This window comes from Pseudobacteroides cellulosolvens ATCC 35603 = DSM 2933 (assembly GCF_001262605.1).
GTDB classification, from domain to species: Bacteria; Bacillota; Clostridia; order Acetivibrionales; family DSM-2933; genus Pseudobacteroides; species Pseudobacteroides cellulosolvens.
Window position 1 is genome coordinate 461850 of the sequence record NZ_LGTC01000001.1, and the last position, 25251, is coordinate 487100.

Sequence of the window (25251 nt, forward strand, 5' to 3'; positions counted from 1 at the left end):
TTGTTTTATGTAAAGTATAACATAAAAAATAATTGAGGCGGTATTATTTATGAAGAAAAAAGTTGAGAAAAAAAATGATAGTAAGATGTTTGGGAATAAACCAAACAAAATACTGGACGTTTTGAGGTTTATTAATGACTTTTTGGAAGATAATTGGATTACAAGGAGATTCTTAAGAAATACCAAGATTAAAGTACGATTAATGGTGTCTTTTATAGCTTTATCAATAATCCCTCTCACCCTAATAGGTATTTTTTCGTATTCATTGTCAAGCAATACCATCGACTCAAAGATCAGAACATACTCCAAGCAATTAATAAGGGAAACAGGCATAAAAACAGAGGATGTACTTGTGAAGTATAAAAACTACGCTATTGAAATGTCACTTTCTGCTGATGTTCAAAAGAAAATAGAAACAGTTTTATCTGGAGACGATTATAGCGGCTTCCAGGCTGTAAGTGAGCTAAATAATATTTTGCTTACAAAATTCTCATCACATAAGGAAGTATCCTTTGCTGCTATTTTGCTGGATAATGGGGAGATGGTAAAATATAACACTTCTGATTCTTTGAATAATGATGATACAGTAAAAAGGTTAAAAAAATTGGCCGATGATAATACTGAAGATTTTGCGTGGACAACTGAAACCTTGGATTCAAAACATAATTTAATTTGTCTAAGAAAAATCAAAGGAGTGTCATGGAGCAAGAATTTAGGGTATTTGCTTATTGGAATAAACAATGAAAATTTTTTGAATATATATAAGGACATAAATATCGGTGAAGGGTCAGAGTTGTTTGTATTGGACAAGAAAGGTAAAGTTATATCGTGTTCAAATAGCAGCCATCTTGGTAAGTTGTATGAAGACAAAGGCCTTATTGGAGAAATTGAAAAAGACAAACATGCTGAGCACATTTTTGATTATAACGATAGTATGGTTTCGTACAAGGAAATAAATGGAACGAATTGGTTTTTGGTTGGTAAGGTACCTATATCATTTATCAATGCAGAACCGAACAGGATAAAAAGTTCTTTGATTGTTTTTGTTATGGCTTGTCTCGGACTTTCACTATTCTTAGCTTACCTAATCTCGGGAAGTATATCAAGACCATTGGACAAGATGGTTAATATTATAAAAGAAGCGAAAAACGGAAACCTTGCTGTTGACATTAGAGACAACTATAAGGATGAAATCGCAATTGTTTCAGAAAATTTTAATGAAATGGCTGCAAATATCAGAAAGTTAATAGAACAGGTTCGTTTTTTATCAGTAAATAATGTTTTAAAGAGCTCGGAATTAATAGCTGAATCTTCTAAACAATCTCATGTTGTATCAGAACAGATAGCAAAAGCTATTCAGGAGGTTGCAAGCGGTTCAGCCAATCAGGTTGAAGAGATTAACAGCACTGTATCCAATATGAATCAACTTGACGAGAGCTTTAATAAAGTTGAAGAAAATATGGTATCTGTATTTAATATGGTAACTAATACAAAAGAATTGAGTCATTATTCTTTAGATACTGTCAAAATGTTGAATGATAAGACTAATGAAACCTGTACTGCATCTAAAGAAGTAATTGATGACATTGTTGACCTGAATCAATATATGAGGCAAATTAAAAAAATTGTGGAGACAATCGTTGGTATTGCCAGCCAAACAAAACTTCTTGCACTTAATGCATCTATTGAAGCAGCAAGGGCGGGTGAAACAGGAAGAGGATTTGCAGTGGTCGCAGGTGATGTAAATAAGCTTGCACATAGATCAGAAGAAGCATCTACAGCAATAAACAATATTATTAATAATATTCAGGAGAAAACTCAGCATACAGTAGATATGGCGTATAAGGCAAATCGTATTCTCGATGAACAGATGGGAGTAGTACGTGAAACAGACGACTCATTCCGTAAGATATATGATGCAATGTCAAGTATTTCCCTTTGCGTTGAAAATGTATCTCAGTCACTTAATAAAGCAATAACTTCAAAGGACAAGGCAGTCAATTCAATAGAAAGCATTTCTGCACTGGCTAATCAAGCAGCTGTTTCAGCTGAGGAAGTAGCCGCTAGTACCCAGGAACAAATAGCAAGTTCGGAAGAGCTGGCACATTTCTCACAAGAATTAAATAACATGGCTCTTAAACTTGAAGAGGCAGTCGAAAAGTTTACGCTTAAATAAGGTAAATTCTATAGCTTATTATATTCTGCTAATTGCTGAAAAAAATTAAAAGTGATGAATCCAAGCACTTTTAATATAGCTATTGTGGAATATTTTAAATAAACCCAAAAAACCAGGAGGCTAAAATATGAAAAAGTTTTTTTCAAAAGCAATTTGCTTTACTATTATGTTAATGTTGTTAAGTTCAACTGTTGGCTGCGGCTCGGGAACCTCAAATGAAGGTGATAATGGTGCAAAAGTTAATGATAGTACAGAACAAGATGTTTCTAAAAAGAATAAAGGACCGCAAGTAGAACTTAAAGTTGCTGTTTTTGACAGAGGGACTAAGGGTTATGTAGCAGATAACAATTTTCAAACAAAATGGATACAGGAAAAGTTCGGCGATCCCAACAACATAAAGGTAACATTTGTACCCATCCCAAGGGCACAGGAAGTTGACAAGCTAAAGGTGCTTATGGCTTCAAACCAGGCTCCAGATATATGTTTTACATATACCGATAGTGTAGTTGTGGACTTTGCCAAGAATGGCGGACTTACCGATTTAACAGAATTAATTGATAAGAATGCACCTAACTTAAAGAAATTCCTAGGCGAAGATTTGCTTAGCTACGGAAGATGGGATAATATTCAATATGCTGTTCCTGCAAAAAGAGTAATGGTAGCAGCTGAGTCAACTTTTATAAGAAAAGACTGGTTGGACAAGGTTGGTTTGCCTGTTCCGAAAACAACAGATGAATTCTATAATGCAATGAAGGCATTCAAGGAAAAGGATCCTGGAAAGCTGGGAGGCAAAGTAATACCTTATACATTTGCTGTTGATCCTAATAATTTAATGTGGGGCGTCAGTCCTTTGTTAGATTCGTTTAAGGAGAAAATATCCGAGGAAGATACTTACAGCCTCCCAAACTGGTTAGTGCCAGGATTTAAGGAAGGTATGAGATTTTTAAACAAGATGTATAATGAAGGACTTTTAGATCCTAAGTTTGCTACAGATGACGGAAAACATAATGATGATAATATAAGCAAAGGGCTGGCAGGAGCATTCATACATACATTTGATTTGACTTATAGGGCAGGAAGCTTTTCAGACAAGATAAAAACCGTTGCTCCAGAAGGCCAGTATATTCCTATTGACCCATTTGTAAATAAAGAAGGAAAACACTTGAAATTTAAATTTAATCCTAACGGCTTATTTATAATAGTACCAAAGACAAGTCAAAGAGCAGCTGAAGCGATAAAATATCTTGAGTGGATGGCGGATCCTGAAGTTTTATTCTATTTGCAAAATGGAGAAAAAGGTGTCCATTATTTAGATGAAAAAAATGGAATACCTGTAAATATTATTCCGAATGATAAGCTTGCTGATGATAATAAGGCGAACTTTATCGATTTGTCAATTATCGTTAACGGTAAGGAATTTGGAAGTGAGGATAAGAATGTAGAAGCTGCTTCTTATGGTTTCCCAGGATATGAAGAGCTTTACAAACAAGCATATAGTGCTGCCATGAATGATGCAAGTTTTATGCCGCACTTAGACAGGGCTATCGAATCAAAAGCAAAATACAGTAAAGTATTGGGAGAAAAGGAAGTAGAAACATTCATAAAAACAATAACTTGTAAGCCTGCAGAGTTTGACAAAACTTACGATACTCTTATACAGGAATACTTAAAAGCAGGTGGTCAGCAAGTAATTGATGAAACAAGAGCCGCATATAAGGCGATGAAAAAATAATAAAGATAAATTGTTTTTTGGTTAATAATAGCATAAATTGAGTGAAATTCCTCAAGTATTAATCATAAAACTACATAAAATATCTTTGTAAAAGTATTTTGCTTTTACAAAGATATTTTATTGGAAATTTTAGTATATGATTAAAGGAGGAGCTAAAATGGCTAGCTGTCAAAGAATACTTTGCTCTGTAGGAAGCTGTATTTATAATAAAGATAAGGATAACCTTTGTACTTTAGATGCAATTCAGGTTAGTGCTGCTGCAAAGTCAGACAGTGGTGCACCTTATGATGAAACATTATGTGCAAGCTATAAAGCTCAAGTAGAGAAGAAATAGAATAAGTATTAAGTAAAGAAGTCTGGTTTCATATTTATTTATGGAATCAGACTTCTTTTATTTTTTAACAAATGAAAATCTCTCCAATAAATGATAAAATTATATTAAGATTTTACATTTGTTTTAGGGGGATATGTATGAAAAGGGTAACAATTATTATAATCTTTATATTTTGTATAAACCTGCTGGCATTGCCATCAACTATTGCCTCAGCAGGTACACCGGGAACTGTAGAAGGCGAAATCCATTATGGCTATGCAACCTATTACGGGGGAGGATATGAGGGCGGATGCTGCATGCTTGATCCTGTTTCAAAGGATTACTTTGTTACTGCACTAAATATATTTGATTTTGATACTGCTCGGATGAGCGGAGCCTATCTCGAAGTTACCGGACCGTTGGGAAAGATCAACGTATTGGTCACAGACCTATTACCTGAAGGCCAAAAAGGTGATTTGGATCTTAATATAGATGCATTTCCCCATGTAGCCAACCCTATAGACGGAAAAGTACCAATATCATGGAGGATAATACCTCTTGATACCGATGGACCTGTGCAATATAAGTACAAGGAAGGCAGTTCTGCGTTTTGGATTGGGGTTCAGATCAGAAATCATAGATACCCTGTTGATAAATTTGAATACATGGACAAAGATGGCAAATTTGTTGAAATTCCACGCAGAAATTATAACTATTTTGAAACTAGAGATATGGGGCCGGGCCTTATACATTCAGGGTTACAGACATATATGGGCAGGAATTTACAGATAAGGACATTCCATTTACAGGAAGTGAGACGATTGTGTCAGGTACAAAACAATTCCCAATCCGTCAAGATAATATGAATAAATATTATTCAATAAACGGGTCAATAAAGCCGAGTGTTGATGTTTCCAATACAGCACTTAATGAAGGATTTAAGGTAAGTATACGTGGTACCTCTTTATCTGCCACAACAGACAGCAATGGAAATTTTACAATTGATAGTATTCCCGAAGGTACAAATACAGACATTATAATAACCAAATCCTCATTCCTTACAAGAAATATAGCATTGGGAAAGATAACATCAACTATATCGGTTAAAAGTCCCATAGTTATGTGGGCTGGAGATATAGAAGTCAATAATGTTCAGGATGGTGCCATAAATATGTTGGATGTTATTGAGGTTGCAAAATTATATAATGCTGTGCAAAATGACTTGAAATATAATCAAAAGGCTGACCTCAATAGAGATGGAAGAATCAACCTTGCAGATATTGTTTTGATTGCAAAAAACTTTAATAAAACCTCAAAAGATTATTTAGATATACAGTAGTATATTAAAAGTGCTAATAATCTTAAATTTATCACTTTTAATACTGTATTATTGAAATACATGGGATTAGGGGGTATAACCGACGCACAGGGTTTTTCCTTCTTTGACCCATTCTGTTTTCATACCTAGAGCCTTTAAGAGTGTGTCTATTTCCACATTCATTGTATCGCCGTTCATATAAGGCGGATTTGTAAATTTATACAGTTTTCCGTCAAAGGTGAAGTCGGTGCTGCCATTGTGCAAGGTACAGGACTTCCCATTCCATTTTATAAGAGCTGATTTGTTGTTAGCATCCAATGTAATTTCCCCGCCAAAAGCATTTCCTATTGATGTTATTAGAGGCACCGTAAGTTTACCGTTTAAAATCCTTGAATATTCATTTGTCATATCATAATCAGGTTTTTTCTCAAATATGTTAAAATCCCAGCTACCAAGCTTATTTCTTATCCTGGTAAGTTGTAATTTTGATGGCTTCATTTCAATTAATGCCACTCCATCGGGGAAGAAATTATCGTATTGGCTTATGGTTTCTTCATGATTATCGGCAAAGACAGCTTTAACTATGTATGAAAAAGCTCTAAGAGATGGGATTCCTGCATCAACATATTCATTGTTATTAAGAGGAGCTTCATTGATTTTTATAAAGTCTGATGAACCCGGTATTATTTTTCTATAAATATTGTAGCCTGTAATATCTTTGGAGTCTATGTAATTCCATGAAATCCTGTTACCGTTATCAATCTCGTCAATTTTTGGGGTAAAGGAAAGGTTGGCAAAATCCCCTAGATCGCACCAACTTCCAGGACCTTTGCTTGAAAGCCAGTTTTTTGAATCAGATCTTCGCCATTTCATTTCACATTCCTCGGAATCACTTGATATGCGAACTTCAATTTCTCCGGATATAGAAGTTCCTGTTTTTATGGTTTCTATAAATTTACCATTAATAACGTATCCATAAGTGTCTTCATATTTTATAACGCCTTCAAAGCTGCCGTTGTTAAATTCGTATAATCCCTTTACATTATTTCCCTGTCTTATAAGGTTGAAACTTCCAACGGGTGTTAAATAAGCTCTATCTAACACGTTCAGGTGGTCATCAATAGTATTGTCATGAATCTCTTGTGTTACTATCAGTTCGTTGCTTTTTGCAAGAACTGATTTTGATGCTTCATCAACCAATTCAAAATGCCAGCTTGCCTTTTGGTTAGGCGTAAGGAATTTAAAAGAGCCGCTGCTTTTATACCAAATGCACCTTCTGGAAATTGGATATGTATCAGATGATTTTTTCAATAGAAGATAGCACCTTTTATCGGTTGGTATATTTTCTAGACTTACTTCTATGATATCACCTGGTTTATAATTGCCTTGGGCATACTCCAGCTTTATTGCTAAATCTTTAGCAGTATTTGTAGCGGTACTAGCTGGTATGTTTTTTGCAGCATCTGTAGCTGTATAATTAACCGCTGATTTAACAGAATTATTAACTGTATTAGGAGATGTTTTACCCCAAATCAGTAAAATTCCTGCTAAAATAACTAATGAAAATATCAAGATGGTATTATATTTTTTATTATCCATAGATAGTTCTCCTGTATATTTAAAGTCTGGTATGCCATATATTGGCCGTTGTATCCCAAGTTTTGATATCAAACCCAATTAATTAAATTATAACAGTATTTCTATCAAATTAATAGTCAGTAGAGGGACAATTTACTTTGTCTTTCGGCTTTTAAGCAAAAAGAAATGATGGAGATATAATTTCAAATAAAAAACATATATTTATTTTAGTATGCTGCCATTAGTCTCCTTATGAACTTTGATTATGATTTCAGACAAATGTTTTATGAATCTCTTTAAAGCTTTTTTTTGCTCGTTATTCATGATAGATGATTCCTTATAATAACTTCTACTAAAGTATATTTGGTAATGACTCAAATATAACTTCTGATACAAATTTCCCGCATGTGTTGGCTTCACTCATCAACACCCGCATAAAAATTGGAAGGAATACTTTAGTCATTCCTTAATAAAACGAAAGTCCAATAAACAGTGTTAATATTATTTTCATAGAAGAACATCCATATATAGGGAGGGATATTACCTGAAATCCGATAATAATCAGCTAGCAGCTTTATACGTGCGTGTCAGCACAGAAGAACAAGCCAAAGAGGGGTACTCAATATCGGCTCAGACAGATGTTTTGACTGCGTATTGCAAGCTATACAGCATGAATATTTACAAGGTGTATAGTGACTTAGGCATGTCAGGAAAAAGTATCGAAGAGAGAGCTGGGCTCAATGAGCTTTTGGATGATGCTGAAAAAGGTTGCTTTGTATATGTAATTGTGTGGAAAATAAGCAGGCTTTCAAGGAGCTTGAAAGACCTTTTGCTCCTGGTCGACAGGTTTGAAAACAAAGGTATATCATTTATAAGTTATTCAGAGAAGTTTGATACATCAACTCCGGTAGGGAGAATGACACTACAAATTCTGGGGAGTATTGCGGAATTTGAGAGAAATACCATTGTTGAGAATGTTAAGCTTGGATTAAGGCAGAGAGCAAAGGAAGGAAAATGGACAGGGAACCATGTTTTTGGGTATGATAATGTGGATAAGGAAATTGTAATAAATGAGAATGAAGCTGAATTGGTAAAAAGGATATACGAAATGTATGTGGAAGAAAATTTGGGTTTCAGGAAAATTGCTGACACATTGAACACTCAAGGATACAGGACTAAAAGAAACGGGATGTTCGGCCATGATTATATAAGAAGAATACTTACCAATCCGGTTTATATTGGGCGTGTAAGGCACCAGATGAAGGATGGAAAGGAATATTATGAAGTTAAGGGAATTCATGAGCCCATCATTTCAAAGGAGCTATTTGAGAGAGTCAAGGATAAAATAAATAAACACACAAGGACCCGATTAAAAGTAAGAAACATCCATGCTTTGGCAGGATTGTTGAGATGCTGCAATTGCGGTTCTAATATGATAGGCAGCTTTAGTAATGCTAACGGCAGGGTGTACAGGTATTATAAATGCAGCAAATACCACAGACAGGGAGGGACTGCCTGTACTTCATATATGATAAATGCAGACAGGATTGAAGAGGAAGTTTTAAAAAGGGTAGGTGAAATAGTTAAAAAAACAGTGATTATAGATATGGTAGCAGAAGAAATATGTAACGTGACTTATGATAGGGGAGAGATGAATGTTAAAGAATTGGAAAAGATAGATAATGAACTGGGGAGATTGACAATCCTAAAAAACAAATATTTTAAACTGTTTGAAAATGATAAGGTTGACCCTGTAATGTTTGCCGACAGGTTGGATGAAATACGAGAACAGATGGAAGACTTAAAAAAAAGGAAAATAGAAGTCAAAAATCAAAGAGACAAAACTCATTTGGATATAACGAGTACCGAGATTGAAGGATATATTAGATCTTTTGACAAGGTTTTGGAATATGTTTCTTCTGAAGAAAAAAAGGAATTACTGCATTATATGATTAAATCAATTGAGCTTGATGAAGAGAAAAAAATCAGGAATATAGACCTGCGATTTCCAATTTAAAAGCCTGTTCCATTAAAAGCCTGTCACCATAAAGATATCCAACTATAAAGTTAAATATGCTGCAGTCAGATATATTTATGCAACAAGGACATGGTCAATTGATCTCTATTTATTAACGAATATTATATTACTATATACACCGTTATTAGGCATAACTACTCTTTTGTTGTCATCAGTTTCGAGAATTGTATATAGTACCTGTATTTCTTTAACTTTTCCGTTTAAATCCTGGGATTTAATTCTGTCTCCAACATCAAATGGCCTGAACAAGAGTATGAGTACGCCTGCTGCAAAATTTGCAAGAGTTCCCTGGAAAGCAAGTCCGATAGCTAAGCCTGCCGCTCCAAACAATGCTATAAACGACGTCATTTCTATACCTATCAAAGCTAGAACAGAAATAACTAATATTAACTTTAGTGCAATGCTCAAAAGTGAAGATAGGAAAGTTATAAGGGTTGCATCATCATATGCTTTTGACAGGACTTTTTTTGATGCATTAACTAATAGTTTAATAAGGTACAGTCCTATTATTAAGACAGCAGCACCAATTAAAATCTTACTTCCAATAGAAATAAGTAAATTATATAAATATTCAGAAGTGATATACTTTTCTAAAAAGTTCATAAGGCTCCTCCTTTAATTATTTCTTTCTTTGCGATACAACAAGATTTGCAGTTGAAAGCATGCTGTTTGGAATAATAATCTTAGTACCATCATCTGTTAAACCCACAGTATGCATAATCTGAATCTCTTTTACTTCAGCAACAATTCCTTTAAACTCTAACACTTCACCAACTCTAAAGGGTTTAAAAAAGAGTATCAGTACTCCAGAGGAAAGGTTTGACAGATTTCCCTGCAATGCCAGGCCAATTGCTAGACCAGCGGCACCAAGAACAGCAATAAATGAGGCTACCTGTATTCCTAGAATTGAAATAACACTGATAAAAAGAACTATCTTTAAAAATATTCCTATAATGGATTTTAGAAAGCTGTTTAATGTTACGTCGTTGATGCTCTTTTTGAGTATTTTTTCCATGGACTTGGTCAAAAGTCCGATTAGCCATAGCCCTATGATAAGTGTTACTATTGCAGCAACAACTTTGCCGCCGTAGTACATTACATTAATAGCAATCAAATTAAGATTTGGCATATAAAATAAAAACCTCCTTCAAAATATTATTGTTTTGATTACAACTATGTATTATATACCAACTTTGTTTTATTATAAAGCAACAAAATATAAAATATTTAAATATTAAGATATTAAAATGTTAAGATGTAAAAAATACAAGAACAATGACTAGTGTTAATGCATGGAATAAGGCAATGTGTGGGATGCCTAAGAGGGGATAGACAGCATTTTCTTAATCAGATTTACATAATTATCTGACTTTTCCACAAAGGGTATCGCAAATAGTCATACCGGAATATATTTTGCTTTTTACATTGGAATGGTTTGGAAAAATTGAAGATGTTCCTTCTTTATATTGCGGCTGTAATTCTTCTTTCCTTCGATTTTAAAACAATGTCTTTATAATATGTCATGTTTTTTTCATCAAAATTATAAAGCTGCTTAGCTGTGCTTTGCTCTCCAGGGGTTATTTCAACCAGGTTTTGAGCTAATAACCTACCAGTTATTTTGGTAGCTTTTGGAGAACCTACAAAAGTTAAATTTTTTGAATCATCCTTGTAATACTTCATATCTATTGCTTTAAGAAGTTCTTCAAGATTGTTTAAATAAAACTGTTCCTTGTACTGATAAACATTTATAGATTTAACAAGGGTATTGTTTTTAAATACATCATACTGAACCTGTGGATAAGGTGTTTGGGCAAAATAATCAGCGATTTTACCTTTAACCTTAAATGTAAGCCTGACGTTGTTTTTTCAACGTAAAAAGATGATGGTACAAAATTTCCCTGATATTTATTCTCAGGCCCATTTTCATAGAAATGTCTGTCTTTAAGAGATGTATTAATATCAATCAGGTCACATACCTTAAATAGTTCAATTCCGCCAATAGACCCATAAAGCAAATTATGGTCCGATATAATTGTCATATACAATCACGTTTAATTGCTTGGAGAATTCTTCCTTTATTTTATTAGAAAAAGCACTTTTAGGAGCATTGGTTTCAGGTTTTAAATTATTTGCTTGCTTTATATTACTGTTACAACTTGTTATCAGTACACAAAATATTATCAATAATAAAATTAGTAAATTTGACCGTGAAGTTTTCATGAGTTTCCTTTCATTAATTACTTTAATATGAATATATCTCTTATTTAGATTATGAATGAAAAACATGAAATTATAGATTTTGGAAGCAATATTCCAATAAACTGATTTATATAGGGTCTGGGACATTCTGCAAGGCACTAATAGCATGGAGCTGCTAATTTTTATATAAACTTCACATTGCTAATATTATTAGAACAAAAATGATAAAAAATACAGAATATTGATAAAAAAATACAGAATATTGACAAAAAATCAATTGAGAGTATGTACTAGCTTATATATAATATAGTATATATAGGTTAATTTATAAAGAAGCTGTCATTTTATAATGTGTGGACATCAATTTAAGTTATGTTTTAAGCATTAAAAGGGGGTTGATAAAAAGTATAAGCGTAAGGGGGAGGCGGAATTAGGGGAGTGAATGTATAAAAGTAGAGTTTTGTATGATCATTTTATTTAATCTTTATTAGGTATTGGTATTTGCAAATATTTATTTTTGGAGACTACGTATGTTTAGAGAAAAAAGAAAATTTATAATTCCTTTTGTTATTACATCAGTTATTTTTAGCAACATCTTTTCAGTGGGCTTTGCGGCAGATACAAACCCACCGGCAGCAAAATTTGAGATTTCCAATGTTACGCCGGCATTAAATGAGGCTATTACATTTGATGCTTCTTCTTCGAGCGATGCAGAAGGTGCAGTAGTAAGCTATGAATGGGATTTTAAAGATGGTACCACAGCTACCGGTGCTCGAGTGACACATTCTTTTACTGAAATTGATGACTATAATGTAACATTAACAGTTAAAGACTCGGCTGGAAATACTGATATAAAAAAGAAGAGGGTGTTTATCGGAAGGCCTCAGGGGTGGACGGAAAAAACACATTCCAAAAGTGCAGATCCTGATTACAAACTTATTTTTCCTGATGATAAAGTATTAAGGATGGATATTAAAATAAGTTCGGCTGATTACCAGAAAATTAGAAACGATGTTCAAAAGATTACCATCAACAGCAATGTTGAGCCTATCTATGTACCTTCTACAGTCGAATTTGAAGGAAAAACGTGGTGGAATGTGGGATTCAGGTATAAGGGAAACAGCTCCCTTGCCAGTTTAAAAAGCAAAACCAAACTTCCATTCAGATTAAACTTTGATGAATATGAAGACCAGAAACCAGAGATTAATGATCAGCATTTTTTTGGCTTCTCCTGTATGACCTTTGCAAATAACTGGAATGACAATTCTTTTATGAAGGAAAAACTTACAGCTGAAATTTTTAGAGAAGGCGGCGTTCCTGCTGCAAAAAGTTCGTTTTGCAGGGTATATGTTGACACAGGAAACGGACCGAAATACTGGGGACTTTATACCATGACCGAGGACCCTTCTGATGCTATGTTAAAGGACCAATTCGGAGACGACAGCGGAAACTGTTATAAGCCGGAGGGCACGGGTGCAGATTGGACATCACCATTTAGGCAGACTGCTTTTGAAAAGAAAAACAATGAAGAGGCTGCTGACTGGAGCGATGTAATAGGTGCACACACAGCATTATGGGCTGCAAAGACTGATGCTGCTACATGGAGGGCAAATCTGGAAAAGTATTTTAATTCGAGAAGCTTTTTGAGGTGGTTAGCTATAAATACGGCTGTAGTAAACTGGGATTGTTATGGTCAAATGGCTCATAATTATTATTTATATAATGATGTTTTAAATAATGCAGGATTAGTATGGATAACGTGGGATCATGGCCTTTCAATGTCTCAAAGCATGATGGGAGGAGGATTTGGAGGAGGATTCGGGGGATCAAGGACAACCAGCTTGTCGTTAAATGAAGTTACCGATAGATGGCCTTTAATCAGAAAGCTCCTTGACGATCCGGTTTATAAGAATATTTATCATTATGAAATGCAGCAAGCTATTAACGGTTGTATGAATGCCAGCAAAATTACTACCAAGGTTAAGGCATATCAAGCTTTGATAAAGCCTTATATTGTAGGCCCGGAAGGAGAAACAAGTGATGTAACTCTATTGTCAGGGGGAGAAAATGCCTTTAATTCAGCTTGTGATGCAATTCTAACTCATATTAACAGCAGACAGACAGCTGTTAATGATTACCTTAAGACAGTTAGTATTTCACCAGTTCCGGTGCCGACTAAAGTGCCTTCTCCTACGCCTACTCAAAAGCCTTCATCTACACCGACAACTCCTGTAGTATCTGAGGACTTGAACAATGACGGTATAGTTAATATGGCGGATATTATACTTATTGCAACTACATTCAATTCAGTAACCGGAAACGAGAAATATAACAAAGCATATGATTTGAGCAATGACGGGTCTATAAACATGCTGGATGTTATTATAATGGCAAAAAAATTTAATACAGTAAGAAATTAAAAAAGCATAGTATATTGATTAAAGCTTTATCAATATGGTTTGAAATTTTATATTCAATAGTAAGATGATTAAAGGGATAACGTGAATTTAAGATATTCACATTATCACTTTAATAAAGATACCGAACTGTAAAGTTAAATATCAGTTCGGTATCTTTATTAATCACAAATCATAAATTATAGAAAAATATAAAGATCATTTTCCTAGGTCAGCTTTGATTGCATTAAACCAAACATCTGCCATCTTATTATAACCGGTAGCATTAGGATGGACTCCATCTGCAAGGTCGTTAGAAGTAAGGGCTTTATACATTTCTACAAAATATACAGGTTTGCCTGCACTAGCCTTTTGTTGAACAACTCCTGGAATTTTTGCATTATAGGCTGTCACATTTGATGCAGACATTGGAAAAGGAATAATGTCCGATACATAAAGCTTCCCACCTGTGGGTAATTTGGCACAGATCTTGTCAATTAATGTGCCCAACCTGTCAGGAGCACCTGATGGAGTCTGGTACATATCATTGGTACCAATATGTAAAAGCACAATTTGCGGTTTGTAGGTATCCATCCATGTATTGATATTTGTATCAATCTGGCTGATTGTCCATCCGCTGTGGCCTTCGTGGTTTTTATCGCCAAGCTCTGAAGGACCGTTTGACATAGAACCTACAAAATCAACCTTAAATCCATTACTGGTAATCTGCTGCCAAAGTTTAATCCTGTATCCTCCCGGCACAGTAAGCCCATCTGTTATGGAATCACCCAAAGGCATTACCTTTATAGTAGTTTTGGCACTTGGTATTGGCGTTGGTGTTGGTGTATTGGTTGGTGCAGATGCTTTTGTTGGATTTTCAGTTACAACCATTACGTTTTTGCCGAAGTATTTTCCAATAATTACTACATCAGCCATGTTTATTACCCCGTCATCGGTTAAGTCATATGCTGAAACATATTTTCCATCTCCATCTATTGCATTGAATTTGGTGGCTAAAAGGATAACATCAGCCATGTTTATAACTCCGTCGTTACTTAAATCACCCCTTATTGCTGCTGGTGTTAAAGGGCGTATTGTAGGTTTTGGAGTATTTGTTGGATCAACTGGATCAGTTGGATCGATTGGATCCGGACCGCCCCATATTCTGAAATTACCGCTGACATGTAGTAAACCAAACATAAAGAGACATCCGTCATAATACCTGTATTGTCCGCTAGGAGCAGATAACTTCCAAAGATCTTCAACAAAATCATATGCCTGAGCTTTAGTAGCTGCCAAGCTTGCAACAGCATTCATTGCAACAAGTCCAGGTGAATGGTCATTATTAGTTTGTGTACCATCGAGTTTATAACATCCTCCGTAAGTTGTACGACCCTTACTTACAAAGAAATCCTGTATTCTGTCTGCATAGGTATTTGCCCATGCATCTTTTTTAAACCATGCATAATCAAAAGCACTATTATTTACAGTACGCCAAGCATCATAGCGGAAGTCAACATGCTCTGTACCCCATGATACGCTCTTTGGTGATCCGTCAAAATTTGCATAGTCAGGTGCTAAGCCTGTTGTTGGATGAGTTGTCTTTTTGAAAAACTCTCTGCTTGTTGCAGCAACTTTTTTCCATGTTTCCCTGTCTTTTTCCGGCCCCATAAAGCAAACAGTTCATAGAATCCAGGGAGATGGTATGAAGGATCTGTAAAGTCATAGTTACCGGCACTAGGACAGAAAACTACCTGGTTTGAGTTTTTATTAATAAGGTTGTATCCTTGTCCATCATCAGACTGATGTAAGCATGCATCCAATATGGCATTAGCTTCAGCTTCATAGTTGAAAATTCCTGTACCGTTTCCCCAACGTTTTGAAGCAAACAAAAGTGCCATTGCAAAATATTCATCACCATCGGAAGCTGGTGTTTCATCCATATGGCTTCCGTCAGTTCTACATTGCCATGCAAAAAATCCTTTAAACTGACCGCTTTTTTGCTGCATATAGGTCTTAGCCCATTTCCAGAGCTTGTCAAATTCAGTCTTCTTATCCATCTGCACACAGTGCATCATTCCATATGACTGGCCCTCACTACGGATATCGTTATTATTGACATCGAGAATATACGCCATATCAGTACCTACTTCATACATGATCTTATGGTTACTATCGCCATGAAATAGTGACTGAAACTCTTTTTCCAACTTTGCCTTGATTTCTGCATCAGTATGTCCAGCCTCTTTAAACAGGTTCCTGTATACTCCGGTTTCAATTGCACCTTGTGCCGGTAATACAGGGGTTGCGGCATTAGACTGTACACCTGCCTGTACAAAATATGTAGCTATAATGCTGCATATCAGCACCAAACTCAGTAGTTTTTTGATTTTCATACTTATACTCCTCCAAAGAATGATATAATATTGATGAGATTAAATATTTACTTATCACTCCTTTCATTAATAATAAATAAACTGTAAGGTATTTGAACAATATGGGTACGACAATACGATTATACCTATATTATTGCTGCTTTAATTTATTTGAAATGCTACACAATAGTTTGGTAGTACAACTACTATCTAACTTCCATACAGTAATATTCGTAAACAGAAAAATTTTTTGACGATTTTTATGTTATTTTTTAACTATAATTTTAATGATATAGAGTATTCAATAAGTTTGTTATATAATTATATATGTTTTTAAAGGTACTTAAACAATCGGTGTATAAGGAAGATAGAAATGACGAGTGAAGAGTTGGCTAAAATAATTGGAGTATCGAGAAGTACTGTATCGAGAGTAATCAATAATTATCCTGACATACCCTTAGAGACCCGGGAAAAAGTTTTAGAAGCTATAAAGAAATATAATTATTATCCCAATTCCTCAGCAAGAAAACTTGCAGGTGTAAAGGATACTACTCTGGGATTATTTATTCTTGATATAAAAGATATGGAGCAGCCTCACCATGTAATTTTAAATGATGAAAATCTTTTGTATGACAACACTTTTTTTGCACCGTTTATAAGTGCATTTATTGACCATGCAAACAAGAAACTTTTTTATGTTTTTGTATCCACAATTTACAAAACGAGCGAATTATGGAAAATTGCAAGTGCATTTAATGAGAAAAGGATAGATGGAAGTGTAATAATAGGCAGTAACCACATAGATTATCTAAAAGTGCTGGAAACGATAAATAAAGATAATTTCATAGCCTTTATAGATGTTGAGGAAGATAAATCAAACATTGCAAATGCAATTTATGTTAATATAAACAATTACAAAGCAGCCTTTGATGTCGTGAAATACTTTGCAGAGCTTGGACATAAGGATATTGGCATGATAACTGGTAATTTAGATAAATTGTCAGGCAAAAAAAGGTTCGATGGATTTAAAGATGCAATTCTAAGTTTGAATTTGCCCCTTCGTGAGGAATGGATTTATTATGGAGATTTTATGGAAATGAGCGGCTATGAAGGAATGAAAAAGCTGTTATCTTCAATTAATACGCCGACAGCAGTATTTATATGTAATGATACCATGGTAATTGGTGCTTATAGAGCCATTGCAGAATTGGGTCTAAAAGTACCCGATGATATTTCTATAATTGGTTTTGACAATGCCCAATATTCTTCTCTCATGTCGCCTCCTCTTACAACGGTAAATGTTTCTTTGCCCAAGTTGCTAAAATTGCAGCAGATCTGCTCATAGAGTCAATTGAGAAAAATGAAATAGCTCCTGTCCATAAGCTGGTGGATGCTGCTATAATAGAAAGAAGTTCGTGCAGGAAGATATAAAAGGTAATATAAAAAAATAATAAAAAAAGTGATTTCACAAAAATAACAAATTTTATGTAAAAATCACTATTTAATGTCTGGGATATTATGGTGTATTCTATAACACAATTTCTCACAACAACAATCATTCCATATGTTTTACTGTATTAAAAACCTTGGCTATAATAACTACATCAGCCATATTTATAGAGCCATCAGTGTTTAAGTCATTAGCCTCAATATATTTCCTATCACCTTTTACACAATTGAAGGTTTTTGCCAAAATGATTACATCAGCCATATTTACTGAGAGATCTTCATTTAAATCCCCGTAAAGTATCGCAGGGGTTTTTGTAGGTGATGGAGGAATGGTTTCTCCGGTCTTAATGAGTTTAATATCATCGATTTTAACTGTCTGTGCAGTTCCTGTTCCTGCAATCCTTAAGAAAGTTGCTTTCGAAAGATTAATATTAAAATCGGAAAGGGGGATCAATATTTCCTTATATGAATCTGTTAAATTACCATAAGTTCTAAGCTTCAATGTGCCTGTTTTGCTGCCGTCATTTAAGGAAATGCCTATAGTTGATTCTTCACCGCCAAGGGCTCCTCTTATTGTAAGTGCCAAATAATCAAAGGCTGATATGTCTTTGTTTAAATATGTATCGAAGTATTCAGGGTTTGTTACGCCATTGTAGAAGAAATGCAGGTTTTTCTCCCCTTCAAGATTGTAAATTCCTCCTTGGATGTTTACGTTTTGGTTTAAATCGTTCTTTTTTGCCTGCCATTGTGCTGCACTGTTAAAATCGTCAATTACCAAAGTTTCAGTAATTGATGGAGTGGATGTCGGGGTAGAAGACTTGGCATTTGTTGGAGTGGGTGTGTTTTGCACCCCAGTCGGTGTTGGTTTTACAGGTGTAGGATCAGTGCTGGTGTCATTTGACATACCCATTGACTTTGGTGCCACATTTAATACTTTTCCATCTGAAAATACAACACTTTTAATTATGTCAGAAGCATTATAAGCAACATAGTTTCTTGTGGTGCCTTTTTTAAATACTGCATAAAAAGGTGTATTTGCTGATATGGTAAGATCCGGTGTTCCTAATTCCATTAAATTTCTGATCCAGTGAAAAGTATGAGCTCGTGTTTCACCATCTTCAACAGCACCATTCTCATTCCATTTATTAAGTGCTGCAGCGGGATCTGATAAAGCCATATACTCACATACGATATCCTGCCACATGGCGGGATTTTTGTCCGCACCAGTATACGCGTTTACTTCAGCCCACATTTCATCAAGATTTCTCTTTATATAGCTTGGATCTGTTGCAAGATATAATGATGCACCTGTAATTGGCATCCAGTTGATACCGTGAATTTCTATAGGATCTGCGGTCCACCAGGTTCCATGGGTGTATTTGCTTCCCCAAACCATTCCAACTGTATTGTATGGGCAGCTTTTATCGAAAACATCTCCATAGAGGTTAAACCAGTAGTTGTTTACTGCCTGTATTTCCGTTGTATAAAGGTAAACGCCAAGGTCTCTTATATAGGTATCTTTTATAGCTTCTCCAAGGAGTATCATGGACTGATATGCATTAAGTGCCTCGGAAGAAGACTCCTGATTATTTCCATCCCAAAACTTTGCGTGGCCTGATGCCCAGGAATGGCCAGCATATGGATCAAAATTTCTTAAGAAAGGAAATCTCAAATCATTCCTGTTTCCATTTGCGAAATCGCTGATAACGAGTTTTATCATTTTACCCCAACGGTTGTCGGATGCCCATGCGGGGTCACGTAGAGCAATTTGTGCAGCACCATTTATGAAGTAACCATAATGGAAGTGGTGGTCGTTAAGCTCGTTATTTGAGCCAAAGCTTGGGAGCCAGCCAACCAATGTTCCCCAGTTGTTGTTGTAATAGAAGTAGTTTTTAGATTCTCCGGGTGTATATGTAAAGAAATTTTCAAGTTTGCTCTTCATTTCATTGAGAAATTTTTGTGCTGCGGTAGTATCACCAATTTGTTCGGCAATTGGAATCAAATTACCAAGCCTTCCAAAGTCTTTACCTGCCCAGTATGTATCATCTGAGTCTATATAAGGAGTTTTGCTTTCTGCTTGATCCACAAAACCCTGTAATTTGCTTCTTATAGATGCATTGGAGGATATGGCATCGGGAAGGGAGGGAAGTATTCCATTATACTTGTATTGAGTTGTAAATTTGCTTCCCGTTATAGTTTTCATTGTTCCTCTGATTGTTTTATATGTATATGAAAGATGGGATATATTCGAATTGTTCCTCCACTGGTGAGGATATAGGGCTATAACGGTATCCTTGTTAGTGCCTTCCATTGTTGTAGTTGATATATTGAAGGTAGTTGTTACAGTGCTGTCAGATTCATTATATTTCCAATCAACCTTTGTATCTGTAATAAAGGCAAATGCATACTGCTTATAAAAATTAAATGTGTTTTCTGAATTATCCGGGAGCAGTGCAATGGAAAAATAGTTTTTCCCCGATGGTAAATTACAATTTAATGTATTTGTTCCTATTCCGGTCCAGTTAGATCCAACTGGGGCAAATAACCCGTAATAGTTATTGTTGATTTTGACAGCAAGGCAGTTTGATGATGCATTTCCGATATAAACTACCGGAAGAATGTTTTTAAATACAAGCCTTGGTTTTGCATCTGCAAAATAGAAATAGGCATAGGGGCTTCCGTGGGTAAATGTCGCCTTCATTTGCTTTGAACCGCTAGACATCATTATATCTATTGACCAATCTGTTTCTTTGTCAGCCTTGGCATCTTGTGGTGTAAATGTTGACGGCTCTACAATAAAGTCACTGTTTGCAGCTGTCATAGTAGTGTTTGGCTCATTTCCGGGAGCTAAAGCTGGATTACCTATTTGTATGCCTGTTGGTTCACAGCTGAATGCAAGTGGGTGTGGATACATCGGATCCGAGAACTGCTTCCAGTATACGGAGCTCGACCAGTTGTTGGTATGTACGGCACCTTGGTAATTCGAGGTTTTGTAGATTGTTGCCTGAACGTCACCCTCACTGCCTGGAACCGTTGATACACTGCCTGCACCAAGATCATTCACCCAGTTGTTGTCAGCACTGTAGGCAGGAAAAGAGGCAGTAAACCAGGTTGTGACCATTGCGAAAACGGTGATTAATGAAATGATTCTAATGTTTCTGTACATATGTATTCTCCTTTATTTTAAGTTATGTACTCACGTGTTGGTGGTTATTGTATATAATTGCTTCTTTAATGTCAATAATTTTACTTCAATTCATTTTTATGGAATATAAATCAATATTGATATAATAGATAACAATGTGTTAGTGAGTTTTCATACCAATATTCATTATCTATGGGAAATTACAAATTAAATTATGATAAGATATCAGACTTTTGATGTTTAGTGTCGTATAAGTAATATAGATTAATAATACTTTTAATCTATATTTATACTGTGATGGGAAATTATGTAGAATAGCGGTGTTAATAACTAATTTCAGTAGAACTAACATTATTTAAGCTAATTTGAAAAGTAATTGGGGGTAACAAGTATGAAAATAGAAAAGATAAGGTTTATTGAACCTGGAAATTTACCATACCGAAAGTCAATTAAAAACCTGTATATATATGATAAGTATATAAGAACACCATCTCATGGGTTGATGACTTTAGCCACTATTGCTAAAAAAGTTGTAGATGATACGTTAATGTATAGTGAGTCTATATCAGATATTATATGGAAGGATGTATTAGATGCGGATATCGTTTTTATTGGAATCTTTACATTCAGTGCTAATAGAGGGTATGAGCTTGCTAAGTTTATAAAACAAAACTCCAAAGCAATAGTTGTAATGGGCGGTTTGCATGCTTCAATGAATTATCCCGAGGCTGTTAATTATTGCGACTATGTTCTTTTAGGAGAAGGAGACGAGTCAATAGGTGAATTTATTGAGGCGGTTCAGAACTCTAGAGATATTGATTTTCCAGGTGTGGCTTATATGAGTGGTAATAAAATTGTCATACAGGAAACAGAAAACCGCCGGAGGACATTAATACTATTCCTGACAGGTATTTGCTGTACAATTATAAAAAAATGGCAGGACATAACACTATCTGGCCTCAGGTTCATGCCTCAAGAGGATGTCCCCATAACTGCGATTACTGTGCCCTTGTATGTCATTTTGGAAGGAATGTGCGAACAAGAACACCCGAAAATGTGGTGGAAGATATAAAACAGGCAATTGGATTTCACGATGAAAGAAAAATTCCACGTCTTAGTAAAATGCTTTGGATTACAGATGATAACTTTTTTGCTGACAGAGATTGGGCCATATCAGTTTTAAAAGCCATCATAGCAAGCGGTATAAAGTATTCCTTTACCATACAAGCAAGGTATGAAGTGGGTTTTGATGATGAAATGTTAAAACTATTAAAAAATGCCGGCTTTTTTGAAATTGCAATGGGAATAGAATTTTTAGAGGACGATGCGTTTAAAGAACATCATAAGAAAAGCAGTTATGATGAAATAGTACGCTCTGTAAGAAATATACAGGGACATGGTTTGAAGGTGAGAGGACTATTTATTGTTGGTGCAGATTGTCATGTGAAAGGTGTAGGTGACAGGCTTGCGGATTTTGTCATACAGCATGATATACATGGAGTTTTGATTCAATCCATGTACTTTGTACCTGGAACACCAGTATATGAGGCAAATAAGGATAGGCTTATACATAAGGATTGGAGCAGGTATAATGGGAATGTAGTGCATTATCCTGAGAGAATCAGTCCGTATGATTTGCAGAAGGAGATCATTCATGCAAGCAGGAAAATTTATTCGGTGAAACGGTTAATTAAGGCGGTATTTACGGGAAAAGGACTTAGCAGGGTGTTGTTTATTGGGGAGTTCTTCTGGCATAAACATGTGCGAGATAGTTTGAAACGGGAACTACTTTATTTGAAGAGTTTGGAGAAGGATATGAGGGTGCCTTCGGATGAGTTAAAAGAACACTATGTTCATGGAAGTTAGGGAAGGTGAAACTTTGAAAAAGATTTTAATTATTTTAAATAAGTATTAAACTCATCTTGCAAGAAAAGCAACAAATCTTAATTCACTCTGTAATTATCCTGCATACATCTCCATCACAGGATACAACAGGTGTATTGGCAGCCTTTTTTGCCGGAGGTGTTGATGTGGCTGCTATAGGCGTATTTGTGGCTGTATTGGTATTTTTAGGTGTGCTGCTTATAGTTGATTTTTTTGTTGCAGTAGAAGGTTTTGGACTTTTGTGAGCAGGTGCCGAAGGCTTACTTGTGAATGTATGGAAAGGGCTTACAACGACTGGAGTAATTATTTCAATGTTTGCAGTCGCAGTTGGACTAGGCATGTCCTGGGATTTTGATGAAGGTAAAGGTGTGGTGTGGGGCGTGGAAATCCCTGGCACTGTTGGAGTAGATGCAGGTTGGTTCTGCAATTCTCCTTTTTCACATCCCCCACATATTAATATAAAAAGCATGATTATAATCAAATGAATATGTTTTATATTAATTACCACACTAAACCTCCTATCTTATATTAAAAGTTTTATTAATCTTACATTTGGCGGAGTAAATAACGAACGGTTCAACGGGATTTGCGACAGACAAATGCAGGAGATTAATTACTTTTAATATAGTAACGATTTAAATATTACTTCCGGTTATTATTTAATATTTCCATTAACTTTTTATAGGTGGTTGCACCAACTATCTGATCTGCTATATTTCCATTCTTATCGATTACAATCGTTGTCGGTATTGCTGAAACACCATATTTATTAGCGATTTCCATTTTTGAGTCAAGAAGAAGATTCATATTATAGCCGTTATCCTTCATGAATTTAACCGCAACATCTTTTGTTTCACCAATGTTAACTGTCAATAGTACAGCATCTTTACTTTTGGCAATTTCACCAGCAGCCTTGTTGATATCAGGCATTTCATTTTTGCAAGGACCGCACCATGTAGCCCAGAAATTCAGCACTACAGTTTTACCTTTATAATCGGAAAGCTTGACTTTTTTTCCATCAGCATTTTCCAATTGGAAATCAGGGGCTTTTGTTTTTGCAGATGGATCAAAAGCACTTTTTTCAAAGACAATATTTTGTCCTTCATAACCCAATTTATAAGTCTGTACGGATAAAAGCTTTACATCGTCAACAGGCTTGTCGTTCACTCCAGTTTTTACAGCGGCTATCTTGTCAACAATATCCATGCCCTCATACACTTGACCGAAAACTGAGTGTCTTCCATCAAGCCATGGGGTACCTCCTACTTTGGAATACTCATCAATAAACTTTTGATCCATTCCTATGGATTTGCAATTTTCTTTTAGCTCGTCATTAAATAAGGGATTCTGGACTATAAAAAACTGGCTTCCGTTGGTGTTAGCACCGCTGTTTGCCATGGAGAGAGCACCTCGAATGTTGTATAGCCTTTTGCTGAACTCATCACTAAATGGCTTACCCCAAATACTTTCACCGCCTGTGCCATTTCCTTTAGGGTCACCGCCTTGAATCATAAAATTATTTATAACTCTATGGAAAATAAGGTTGTTATAGTAACCTTTCTGTGAAAGTTTTACAAAGTTTTCCACTGCTATTGGAGCATCTTCATAGAAAAGCTTTATCTTTATATCTCCAAAGTTTGTCTTCATAACAGCTACCATATCTCCCTTTATGGGCTTTGAAAGCTGGTAGGCAAAAGAGGAGGCAGAATTGTTAAACTTTGTGAAAAGTTCATTGATTTTTTGGGAATCAAGGCTCTTTTTAGTCTGGCTTATAACTATAAGCCCATTATCATAGAAAACATCTTTACCAAGGGCATTTTCAGCCAATGCTCTTAAAGGTACAAGCATTCTGCCATTTATTATTTGGGCAGGCTCGTCCATGAGTACTTTCTTATCACCGACCAGCATTGTTTTATTGTTTGAAGTAAGTTTGACTTTATTACCATTTGCAGTTATTGTTGCAGTGCTTGTTTTAGTGTCAAAGCTTACTTGGGCACCGAAATTTTCAGATACAAACCTTAAGGGAATTAAGGTTCTTCCGTTTTTAACCAGTGCTTTAACTTCCTTGTTGGAAGTGTCAATATATGTATCGGTATTGTTTGAGTATGCCATGTTGCTGTTTGCAAATAAAACAACTGAATCCTTTAAATCATTTTCCAGCTCGGTGGAAAGACCAAACACATTCATGCTGCTTGATATGAGTAATAACATAAGAGATTTGCTTAAAAGTTTTTTTGCCGTCATGATAACTACCGACCTCCAAAAATAAAGTATTTAGTGTTAAAAGTATAACACATGGTAGATTGTGGTGCAATTCTAATTAGGAATGGCTTTCACTGCTATATCATTATAGCTGTCGGTGGTTGCGTTGAAATGCTTTGCAACAATTATAATATCGGCAATATTTATAGTTTTATCTTTATTAATATCGTAGTCGGGTTTGAAGTTTTCATCATCCGAGTTGCTATTAAAGCACTGAGCAATTTTAATCACGTCTGCCATGTTTATTGAATTATCCTGGTTGATGTCACCAGCCCACAACGTAACAGGGGAGTCAGCAGAACCAATATTCATAAATGGGCTTTCAGCATCTACATTTTTAATATTCCTGCATAAATATCTTTAATTATATATTATTCGACAGAACA

At 35.3% G+C, this 25251-nt stretch carries 20 protein-coding genes; 10 read left to right on the top strand and 10 right to left on the bottom strand.

Translation table 11 applies throughout. The annotated features are described in order from the left end of the window. The first annotated feature begins 49 nt into the window (after positions 1–49). The 5 genes from Bccel_RS02130 to Bccel_RS02145 all read left to right on the top strand — a co-directional run bounded on the left by Bccel_RS02130 (position 50) and on the right by Bccel_RS02145 (position 5560). Positions 50–2176: a methyl-accepting chemotaxis protein gene (locus Bccel_RS02130; protein ID WP_036946452.1), complete on the top strand. Its 2127-nt coding sequence runs from the start codon at positions 50–52 to the stop codon at positions 2174–2176. Positions 2177–2303: 127 nt separating this feature from the next. After that, a complete protein-coding gene (locus tag Bccel_RS02135) occupies positions 2304–3908 on the top strand; it encodes an extracellular solute-binding protein (protein ID WP_036946455.1) in 1605 nt (534 codons plus the stop codon). A gap of 157 nt (positions 3909–4065) precedes the next feature. Further along, on the top strand, positions 4066–4242 hold the full coding sequence (locus Bccel_RS28570) for a DUF1540 domain-containing protein (protein ID WP_160317679.1): 177 nt from the start codon (positions 4066–4068) through the stop codon (positions 4240–4242). Between the two features lie 137 nt (positions 4243–4379). Beyond that, positions 4380–5087: an expansin EXLX1 family cellulose-binding protein gene (locus tag Bccel_RS02140; protein WP_050752997.1), complete on the top strand. Its 708-nt coding sequence runs from the start codon at positions 4380–4382 to the stop codon at positions 5085–5087. After that, positions 5045–5560, top strand: coding sequence for a dockerin type I domain-containing protein (locus Bccel_RS02145; RefSeq protein ID WP_050752998.1), 516 nt, complete (start codon positions 5045–5047; stop codon positions 5558–5560). Before Bccel_RS02140 ends, Bccel_RS02145 begins: the two co-directional genes overlap by 43 nt. A 66-nt stretch (positions 5561–5626) precedes the next feature. Here the strand turns inward: Bccel_RS02145 and Bccel_RS02150 are convergent, their stop codons facing one another. Beyond that, complete coding sequence (locus Bccel_RS02150) at positions 5627–7138, bottom strand: stalk domain-containing protein (protein ID WP_036946459.1); 1512 nt, start codon at positions 7136–7138, stop codon at positions 5627–5629. 559 nt (positions 7139–7697) lie between these two features. Between Bccel_RS02150 and Bccel_RS02155 the strand changes: the two genes are divergently transcribed. Then, positions 7698–9134: a recombinase family protein gene (locus Bccel_RS02155; RefSeq protein WP_036946462.1), complete on the top strand. Its 1437-nt coding sequence runs from the start codon at positions 7698–7700 to the stop codon at positions 9132–9134. Between the two features lie 105 nt (positions 9135–9239). Here Bccel_RS02155 and Bccel_RS02160 read toward each other — a convergent pair whose 3' ends face one another. From Bccel_RS02160 to Bccel_RS02170, 3 genes are all read right to left on the bottom strand, one after another. Beyond that, complete coding sequence (locus tag Bccel_RS02160; protein ID WP_050752999.1) at positions 9240–9758, bottom strand: mechanosensitive ion channel family protein; 519 nt, start codon at positions 9756–9758, stop codon at positions 9240–9242. Between the two features lie 16 nt (positions 9759–9774). Continuing rightward, on the bottom strand, positions 9775–10284 hold the full coding sequence (locus Bccel_RS02165) for a mechanosensitive ion channel family protein (RefSeq protein ID WP_050753000.1): 510 nt from the start codon (positions 10282–10284) through the stop codon (positions 9775–9777). A 332-nt stretch (positions 10285–10616) separates the two neighbouring features. Beyond that, the gene (locus Bccel_RS02170) at positions 10617–10835 is read right to left on the bottom strand and encodes a hypothetical protein (RefSeq protein WP_036946465.1); all 219 of its coding nucleotides are present in this window, start codon (positions 10833–10835) and stop codon (positions 10617–10619) included. Between the two features lie 1049 nt (positions 10836–11884). On the opposite strand from Bccel_RS02170, the gene Bccel_RS02185 reads away from it, so the two are divergent. After that, complete coding sequence (locus Bccel_RS02185; RefSeq protein WP_050753002.1) at positions 11885–13774, top strand: CotH kinase family protein; 1890 nt, start codon at positions 11885–11887, stop codon at positions 13772–13774. A gap of 195 nt (positions 13775–13969) precedes the next feature. Here the strand turns inward: Bccel_RS02185 and Bccel_RS30820 are convergent, their stop codons facing one another. After that, the gene (locus Bccel_RS30820) at positions 13970–15421 is read right to left on the bottom strand and encodes a glycosyl hydrolase family 8 (RefSeq protein ID WP_050753003.1); all 1452 of its coding nucleotides are present in this window, start codon (positions 15419–15421) and stop codon (positions 13970–13972) included. Continuing rightward, a complete protein-coding gene (locus tag Bccel_RS31165) occupies positions 15328–16146 on the bottom strand; it encodes a family 8 glycosyl hydrolase (RefSeq protein ID WP_050753004.1) in 819 nt (272 codons plus the stop codon). Before Bccel_RS31165 ends, Bccel_RS30820 begins: the two co-directional genes overlap by 94 nt. Before the next feature lie 352 nt (positions 16147–16498). On the opposite strand from Bccel_RS31165, the gene Bccel_RS02200 reads away from it, so the two are divergent. Beyond that, positions 16499–17470 (top strand): LacI family DNA-binding transcriptional regulator, encoded by a 972-nt coding sequence (locus Bccel_RS02200; RefSeq protein ID WP_242856984.1) that lies wholly within the window; start codon positions 16499–16501, stop codon positions 17468–17470. A gap of 210 nt (positions 17471–17680) precedes the next feature. Here Bccel_RS02200 and Bccel_RS02205 read toward each other — a convergent pair whose 3' ends face one another. Beyond that, positions 17681–20740 (bottom strand): glycosyl hydrolase, encoded by a 3060-nt coding sequence (locus Bccel_RS02205; protein ID WP_050753005.1) that lies wholly within the window; start codon positions 20738–20740, stop codon positions 17681–17683. Positions 20741–21110: 370 nt separating this feature from the next. Here Bccel_RS02205 and Bccel_RS32280 point away from each other — a divergent pair, with 370 nt between their 5' ends. Together Bccel_RS32280 and Bccel_RS31170 are read left to right on the top strand one after the other, a co-directional pair. Then, positions 21111–21791, top strand: coding sequence for a radical SAM protein (locus tag Bccel_RS32280; RefSeq protein ID WP_338053594.1), 681 nt, complete (start codon positions 21111–21113; stop codon positions 21789–21791). Continuing rightward, the gene (locus Bccel_RS31170) at positions 21752–22585 is read left to right on the top strand and encodes a B12-binding domain-containing radical SAM protein (RefSeq protein WP_338053595.1); all 834 of its coding nucleotides are present in this window, start codon (positions 21752–21754) and stop codon (positions 22583–22585) included. The genes Bccel_RS32280 and Bccel_RS31170 overlap by 40 nt, the downstream gene beginning before the upstream one ends. A gap of 82 nt (positions 22586–22667) precedes the next feature. Here the strand turns inward: Bccel_RS31170 and Bccel_RS02215 are convergent, their stop codons facing one another. The 3 genes from Bccel_RS02215 to Bccel_RS02225 form a co-directional block, all read right to left on the bottom strand. Continuing rightward, the gene (locus tag Bccel_RS02215; protein WP_036946477.1) at positions 22668–23111 is read right to left on the bottom strand and encodes a hypothetical protein; all 444 of its coding nucleotides are present in this window, start codon (positions 23109–23111) and stop codon (positions 22668–22670) included. A gap of 134 nt (positions 23112–23245) precedes the next feature. Continuing rightward, positions 23246–24847, bottom strand: a complete 1602-nt coding sequence (locus Bccel_RS28575; protein ID WP_081927348.1) for a peptidylprolyl isomerase — start codon at positions 24845–24847, stop codon at positions 23246–23248. A gap of 72 nt (positions 24848–24919) precedes the next feature. Beyond that, the gene (locus Bccel_RS02225) at positions 24920–25177 is read right to left on the bottom strand and encodes a dockerin type I domain-containing protein (RefSeq protein ID WP_036946480.1); all 258 of its coding nucleotides are present in this window, start codon (positions 25175–25177) and stop codon (positions 24920–24922) included. Between the last annotated feature and the right edge of the window lie 74 nt (positions 25178–25251).